The 7,120-nt window shown below is 71.1% G+C and carries 5 protein-coding genes; 4 read left to right on the top strand and 1 reads right to left on the bottom strand.

What is annotated here, in order from left to right; translation table 11 throughout:
• Nucleotides 1-316 precede the first annotated feature (316 nt).
• Complete coding sequence (locus VIM26_RS10510) at nucleotides 317-1,213, top strand: type IV toxin-antitoxin system AbiEi family antitoxin domain-containing protein (RefSeq protein WP_331950878.1); 897 nt, start codon at nucleotides 317-319, stop codon at nucleotides 1,211-1,213.
• 180 nt (nucleotides 1,214-1,393) lie between these two features.
• Here the strand turns inward: VIM26_RS10510 and VIM26_RS10505 are convergent, their stop codons facing one another.
• Nucleotides 1,394-2,785 (bottom strand): replication-associated recombination protein A, encoded by a 1,392-nt coding sequence (locus VIM26_RS10505; RefSeq protein ID WP_331950877.1) that lies wholly within the window; start codon nucleotides 2,783-2,785, stop codon nucleotides 1,394-1,396.
• 90 nt (nucleotides 2,786-2,875) lie between these two features.
• On the opposite strand from VIM26_RS10505, the gene VIM26_RS10500 reads away from it, so the two are divergent.
• The 3 genes from VIM26_RS10500 to VIM26_RS10490 all read left to right on the top strand — a co-directional run bounded on the left by VIM26_RS10500 (nucleotide 2,876) and on the right by VIM26_RS10490 (nucleotide 7,050).
• Nucleotides 2,876-5,116, top strand: a complete 2,241-nt coding sequence (locus tag VIM26_RS10500) for an MMPL family transporter (protein ID WP_331950875.1) — start codon at nucleotides 2,876-2,878, stop codon at nucleotides 5,114-5,116.
• Between the two features lie 93 nt (nucleotides 5,117-5,209).
• Complete coding sequence (locus tag VIM26_RS10495) at nucleotides 5,210-6,406, top strand: LLM class flavin-dependent oxidoreductase (protein ID WP_331950873.1); 1,197 nt, start codon at nucleotides 5,210-5,212, stop codon at nucleotides 6,404-6,406.
• Nucleotides 6,407-6,432: 26 nt separating this feature from the next.
• Nucleotides 6,433-7,050 carry an FMN reductase gene (locus VIM26_RS10490; protein ID WP_331950871.1) on the top strand — a complete coding sequence of 206 codons (618 nt, stop codon included), beginning with the start codon at nucleotides 6,433-6,435 and terminating at the stop codon, nucleotides 7,048-7,050.
• Nucleotides 7,051-7,120: the final 70 nt, after the last annotated feature.

Here is a 7,120-nt window from a genome sequence, read left to right as displayed (position 1 = left end):
GAATGGCTCGCGAGGCGCGCACATCCTTCCCAAAACCGGCGCGCGGGGCGGAGCGAGGACCCGGGACCGACCGCCCCTCGGGGAGCCGACGGCCGAGGAGTCGGGTTGGGGTGCCGACTACCTGCCCACCGACCCGAGTTCGCCACCCCGAGCCCGTCGCCCCCGAAGAATCGGAAGGAATGGCTCAACGCGCGCACACATCCTTCCCAGAACCGGGGAGCGGCCGGGCCGACCCCGGGACGGCTGGACGGGGCGGTGTCCACAGGGCGCGGTCGCGGGCGCGGCGGGTCGGTTGCCGAGGGGGGATCGTCGGCGGATGACACTTCGCTTTCCCGCCGACTGGGAACCGCACGTGGCGGCTCGCCAGGCCGGGCTGTTCACCGCTCGACAGGCAATCTCCGCGGGCATGACCTATGCGCAGGTCCGCCGTCGGCGAGAATCTGGACGCTGGACCCGGGTGGTCGGCGACGCACTGGCCCTGGCGACACTCCCGCTCGATGCGTGGACCCGCGCCCAGGGTGCGTGGCTCACCTGGCCCGACGCCGTCGTCTGCCTTGCGAGCGCGGCCGCCGTGCACGGACTACCGGTGCCCGTCGACGGCGTTCTCCACGTGAGCGTTCTCGATCACCGGCCGCCGCGCCACAATCTCGTCGCGCACCAGCTACGAGTCGCGACGTCGGAGATCTCGCCGGTCGGCCACGCCCTCGTGACGGATCGGCGCCGCACCCTGTTCGACTGTCTCGGCCGCCTCCCGGACCGCGACTCCGAGGCGCTGATGATCTGGGCGATCACACGCGAGCTCATCACACGCGACGAGCTGGCCGACGCGATTGCCCACCGACCGCGAGCCTGGGGGAACGCGAGGCGTCGTCGGGCGCTCGACGACGTCCGAGACGGCGCGATGGGTGCCGGCGAACGCCGCCTGCACGACATCCTGCGAGGTGCTGAGATCACCGGGTGGTGCGCCGACGCGAAGCTGAGCGATCGGGAGGGCGTCATCGGCCGGGCCGACGTGCTCTTTCCGGCGCAGATGCTCATCATCGAGGTCGACGGGATGGCGTACCACGGAGCGGCGAGCTTCCAGGCCGACCGCACCCGCCAGAACCGCCTGGTCAACGCGGGCTACACCGTGCTCCGGTTCACCTGGGCCGACCTAACGACCCGCCCCGACCAGGTGCTGCGCGAGATCCGCCTGGCCCTCGTCCGCCGGTGAACCGACCAGTTTGGGAAGGATGTGCGCGCCGCGCGAGCAGATCCTTCCGGATCTTCGGAGGCCACCGAGGGGTCCGCCAGGTTTGGGAAGGATGTGTGCGTGGGGCGAGCCAAACCTTCCGGATCTTCGCCGGAAGCCCGGCGACCGGAAGCCCGGCGGACGGCGGTGGCCCGGCGCCGGTCAGCTGTCGAGGATGGTGCGGATCCGTTCTAGGCGTTCCGTTACGGAGCGTTCGTAGCCGCGGTCGGTGGGGTGGTAGTAGTGGGTGCCCTTGAGCTCGTCGGGGAGGTATTGCTGGGCGGCGACGGCGTTGGGCTCGTCGTGGGCGTAGCGGTAGCCCTGGCCGTGCCCGATCTTCTGGGCGCCGCCGTAGTGCGCGTCGCGCAGGTGCGCGGGCACCGTGCCGATCTTCCCCGCGCGGACGTCCGCGAGCGCGGCGTCGATTCCCAGGTACGCCGCGTTCGACTTCGGGGCGGTCGTGACGTGCACCACGGCCTCCGCGAGGATGATCCTGCCCTCGGGCATCCCGATCAGCGCGACGGCCTGCGCGGCGGCGACCGCGGTCTGCAGCGCGCTCGGGTCCGCCATGCCGACCTCCTCCGCCGCCGCGATCACGATCCGCCGGGCGATGAACCGGGGGTCCTCCCCCGCGGCGATCATCCGGGCGAGGTAGTGCAGGGCCGCGTCGACGTCGGACCCGCGCATCGACTTGATGAACGCGCTGATCACGTCGTAGTGCTGGTCCCCGTCGCGGTCGTAGCGCACCGCGGCGACGTCGATCGCCCGCTCCATCGTCTCCAGCCCGACGACGACGGCGTTCGGCTCGCCGAGCCCGTCACCGCTGGGCGGCACGACGCCGTCGGACAGCGCCGCGCCCGCGGCTGCCTCGAGAATCGTCAGCGCCTTGCGCGCGTCACCCCCGGCGAGGCGGAGCAGGTGGTCCTCGGCGGCGTCGTCGAGCACGATCGCGCCACCCAGCCCGCGCTCGTCGGTCATCGCACGGTGCACGAGCGTGCGCACGTCGTCGGTCCCGAGCGGGCGCAGGGTGAGCAGCAGCGAGCGGGACAGCAGCGGGGAGATCACCGAGAAGCTCGGGTTCTCGGTGGTCGCGGCCACCAGCGTGACCCACCGGTTCTCCACGCTCGGCAGCAGCGCGTCCTGCTGGGCCTTGGTGAAGCGGTGCACCTCATCGATGAACAGGACCGTCTCGCCGCCCGCGGTCGCCAACCGCCGTCGGGCGTCCTCGATCACGGCGCGTAGGTCCTTCACCCCCGCCGTCACCGCGGACAGCTCGACGAACCGGCGACCCGAGGTCGCCGCGATCAGGTACGCGAGCGTCGTCTTGCCGGTCCCGGGCGGTCCCCAGAGCACGACCGACGTCGGCGTGGCGCGCCGCGATCCGTCCTCGGCGGGCTCGACGAGGCGGCGCAGCGGCGAGCCGGCGACCAGCAGGTGGCCCTGGCCCGCGACCTCCTCGATCGACGCGGGACGCATCCGGACCGCGAGCGGGGCGTTGGGCGCGGTGGTCGGCAACCCCGCCGCGGTCGTGGTGGCGGCGTCGAACAGATCCATGGGCCGAGCGTACGCATGACGGGTGACAGGTCCGACCGTACCGGGCGCGGCAATGGCACCTCGGGCCGTCCACCTGAGATGCTGACCAGCGTGTTCGAGAGCCTCGGTCTTCGCATCGCTCGCCATCCCCGCCGCACCATCGGCGTGTGGGGGCTCCTCACCGTGCTCGGCTTCAGCCTCGCGATCTTCGGGGTAGGCGGGCAGAACCTCTTCGACCGGCTCAGCTCGGGCGAACCGAACGTCCCGGGCTCGGACAGCAACACCGCGAGCACGCTCATCCGCAACTCCTCGATCCAGGGCGACCAGCTCACCCTCGTGGTCGACGGTGTCAAGGCAGACGGCAAGGGTGTCGCCCAGGCCATCGCCCCCGCGCACAAGGATCTGGCCGCGATCCCGGGCGTCGCGACCGTGATCGACCCCCTGATTCTGCCGAACGGCGGCCCCGCCAACCCGGCCGCGGCGCCACTGATGGCGACCGACCACAACGGCTTCCTCGTGATCGTCGAACTCAAGCCGGACTTCCCGCAGGCCGACACCTCCCTGCGGGCCGTCGAGAAGCGACTGAACCGGATCCCCGCCGACCTCGCCGCGGTGGCACCACGGGCGACGGGCATCGTCGGCGGCAACACCCTCATCACCAAGGCGATCACCGACCAGGTCGAGAAGGACCTCACGACCGGCGAGGCGATCGCGCTGCCGATCGCGCTGTTCGTGATGGTGCTCGTGTTCGGCGGGTTCCTGGCGGCCTCGATGCCGATGGGCGGCGCGATCGCCTCCATCGCCGGCGGGCTCGGCTGCCTGCTCGCGTTCTCGTACGTCATCGACCTGGACGCCTCGGTGGTGAACATCGTCACGATCCTGGGTCTGGGCCTGTCGATCGACTACGGGCTGCTGATCGTGTCGCGGTTCCGCGAGGAGCTGCACCGGATCGTCGACCTCGAGGAGGCGGCGCCCGACGGCGGCCACCGGCGGCGCCGCGGCGACTCGGCAGTCACGACCGCCCTCGTGCGCACCATGGCGACGGCGGGCCGCACCGTGACGTTCTCGGCACTGACCGTCGCGATCTCGATCGCCGGGCTGCTCGTGTTCCGGCCGCAGATCCTGCGCGCGTTCGGCGCTGCCGGGGTGTCCGTGATCCTCATCGCGGTCGCCTCCGCGCTGACCCTGGTACCCGGCATCCTCGCGGTCTTCGGGCGACGACTCATCCGCCCCGGCGTGCTCGCGCGGATCCCGGGCCTGCGCTCGATCCTGGTGCGCACCTCCGACGTACGGTCCGAGGAGGGCGCGTTCTCGCACCTCGCCGCACGCGTGCAGCGCCGGCCGGGCTGGGTGCTCGTCGGGGTGCTGGCGGTGCTCGCGGTGCTCGCGATCCCGCTCACCCACCTCGAGCTGCGCAACTCCACGACCGAGCTGTTGCCGGCGGGCAGCACGCAGCGGGAGTACGTCCAGGCGCTCGCGCACAACTATCCCGCGGCGACGTCGCCGGCCGTGATCGTGGTGGCTCAGACCTCGCTCACGAAGGCCACCAACTGGTCCGACGAGCTGCGCAAGCTCGACGGCGTCGCGTCGGTCGACGCGCCGATCGCCATGGGACCCGACGTCATGATCGGCGTCCGCCCGGCCACGTCCGACGCGGGCGGCAAGCTCGCCCGCGAGACCGTGCAGACCGTGCGCGCGGCCGACCCCGGCTTCCCGACCTGGGTGACGGGCCAGGCGGCAGGTCAGATCGACTTCTCCGCAGCCCTCGTCGACGGGCTCCCGTGGGCCGCCGGGATCGTCTTCGTCGCGACGTTCGTGCTGCTCTTCGGAATGAGCGGGTCGGTCGTGATCCCGATCAAGGCCCTGATCACGAACGTGCTCTCGCTCGCCGCGTCGCTCGGCATCCTGGTGTGGGTGTTCCAGGACGGCAACCTGTCGGGGCTGCTGGCCTTCACCTCGACCGGCGGCATCGAGACCTACGTCGTGGCCCTCGTCATCGCCTTCGCGTTCGGGCTCGCGATGGACTACGAGGTGTTCCTGCTCTCGCGGATCAAGGAGCTCGCCGACGCCGGGTACTCCAACGACGACGCGGTCCGCCTCGGCCTGCAGCGGTCCGGGCGGATCATCACCTCGGCCGCGACGATCATCATCGTGGTCTTCGCCGGCTTCGTCTTCGGCAAGCTGCTGGTGATCAAGGAGGTCGGCTTCTCGCTCGCGGTCGCGGTGTTCATCGACGCGACCCTCGTGCGGTTGCTGCTCGTGCCGGCGACGATGACGCTGCTCGGCCAGTGGAACTGGTGGGCGCCGGGGTTCCTCAAGCGCGTGTACGCGCGGCTGGCGATCACGCACTAGCCCTCGTTCACCCCGGATGGAATAGATGCGCGGGGCCCCTGGTTGGGGCGGATGTACATGCAAACGCATCGACCTGATCGAGGGGCATTCACCATGCAGTTCGGCATCTTCACCGTCGGGGACGTCACGGCGGACCCGACCACCGGCAGGACCCCGACCGAGAACGAGCGGATCAAGGCGACCCTGGCGATCGCCCTCAAGGCCGAGGAGGTGGGGCTCGACGTCTTCGCGACCGGCGAGCACCACAACCCGCCGTTCATCCCGTCCTCACCGACCACGACGCTCGCGTATCTCGCCGCGAAGACCTCGAAGATCATCCTGTCGACGTCGACCACGCTGATCACCACGAACGACCCGGTGAAGATCGCCGAGGACTACGCGACGCTGCAGCACCTCGCCGACGGGCGCGTCGACCTGATGATGGGCCGCGGCAACATGGGCCCGGTGTACCCGTGGTTCGGCAAGGACCTGCGCGAGGGCATCCCGCTGGCGATCGAGAACTACGCCCTGCTGCGCAAGCTCTGGGACGAGGAGATCGTGAACTGGTCGGGCAAGTTCCGCACCCCGCTGCAGGGCTTCACGTCCACCCCGCGCCCGCTCGACGGCGTGGCGCCGTTCGTCTGGCACGGCTCGATCCGCAGCCCCGAGATCGCCGAGCAGGCCGCCTACTACGGCGACGGCTTCTTCCACAACAACATCTTCTGGCCCATCGAGCACACCCGGGCGATGGTGGCGTACTACCGCAAGCGCTTCGCGCACCACGGCCACGGCGCCGCCGACCAGGCGATCGTCGGGCTGGGCGGGCAGGTCTTCATGCGGGCGAACTCGCAGGCGGCCGTGAAGGAGTTCCGTCCCTACTTCGACAACGCGCCGGTCTACGGCCACGGGCCCACGCTCGAGGAGTTCACCGAGCAGACCCCGCTGACCGTCGGCAGCCCGCAGCAGGTCATCGACCGGTACGCCTCGATGCGCGAGGAGGTCGGGGACTACCAGCGCCAGCTGTTCCTCATGGACCACGCCGGGCTACCGTTGAAGATCGTGCTCGAGCAGCTCGACCTGCTCGGGGAGGTCGTGCCGGTGCTGCGCAAGGAGCTCGCCGTCGGGCGCCCCGCGCACGTGCCGGACGCGCCGACGCACGAGTCCCTGGTCGCGGCCCGCCGGGCCGCCGGGGTCAGCGCGCCGGAGCCGGTGGCCGCTCCCGCGGACCGCTGGACCGGCAGCACCGTCGAGACCGACGTCGCAGACAGCGGCCCGGTCCCCACCAGCAAGGGCTCGGCGTTCGGTCGGTGACCGGGCCCGACCAGGAGAGGAACCTCATGAGCGACCGCAGGATCACCGTCATCTCGGCCGGTCTCGGCCAGCCGTCGTCCACCCGCATGCTGGCCGACCGGCTCGCCGCCGCGACCGTCAGCGAGCTCGCCGAGCGCGGCCTGACCGCGACCGTCGAGACGTTCGAGCTGCGGGACGTGGCGCACGAGATCATCAACCACATGCTCACCGGCTTCCCGAGCGGCGACCTGCGGCGGGTGCTCGAGTCGGTCGGCAGCGCCGACGGCCTGATCGCCGTCACCCCGCTGTTCACCACGACCTACTCGGGTCTGTTCAAGTCCTTCGTCGACATCCTCGACAAGGACTCCCTGACCCGGATGCCGGTGCTCCTCGGAGCCACCGGGGGCACGCCGCGGCACTCGCTCGCGCTCGAGTACTCGATGCGCCCGCTGTTCACCTACCTGCGCGCCGACGTCGCGAACACGTCCGTGTTCGCCGCGACGGACGACTGGTCGGGCGAGCTCGACAACCAAGACCCGCTGCCGAGCCGCATCACCCGCGGCGCCCGCGAGCTGGCCGAGCTGGTCGCGGCCCGCCCGAACACGGGCCCGGCAGACCCCTACGCCGACGCCCCGTCCTTCACCGACCTGCTCGGATCGCTGTAGGGGATCGCCGAGGTAGTACCGCCGCGCCGAGGTAGAGCCTTGCAGGGCTCTCCCTCGGCGCGCAGGCTCC

Origin of the sequence: Pengzhenrongella sp. (assembly GCF_036565025.1) — a bacterium.
In the GTDB taxonomy this organism is placed as follows: Bacteria; Actinomycetota; Actinomycetes; order Actinomycetales; family Cellulomonadaceae; genus Pengzhenrongella.
Note: the sequence above shows the minus strand (reverse complement) of the source record. Positions and strands in the feature narration are given on the sequence as shown.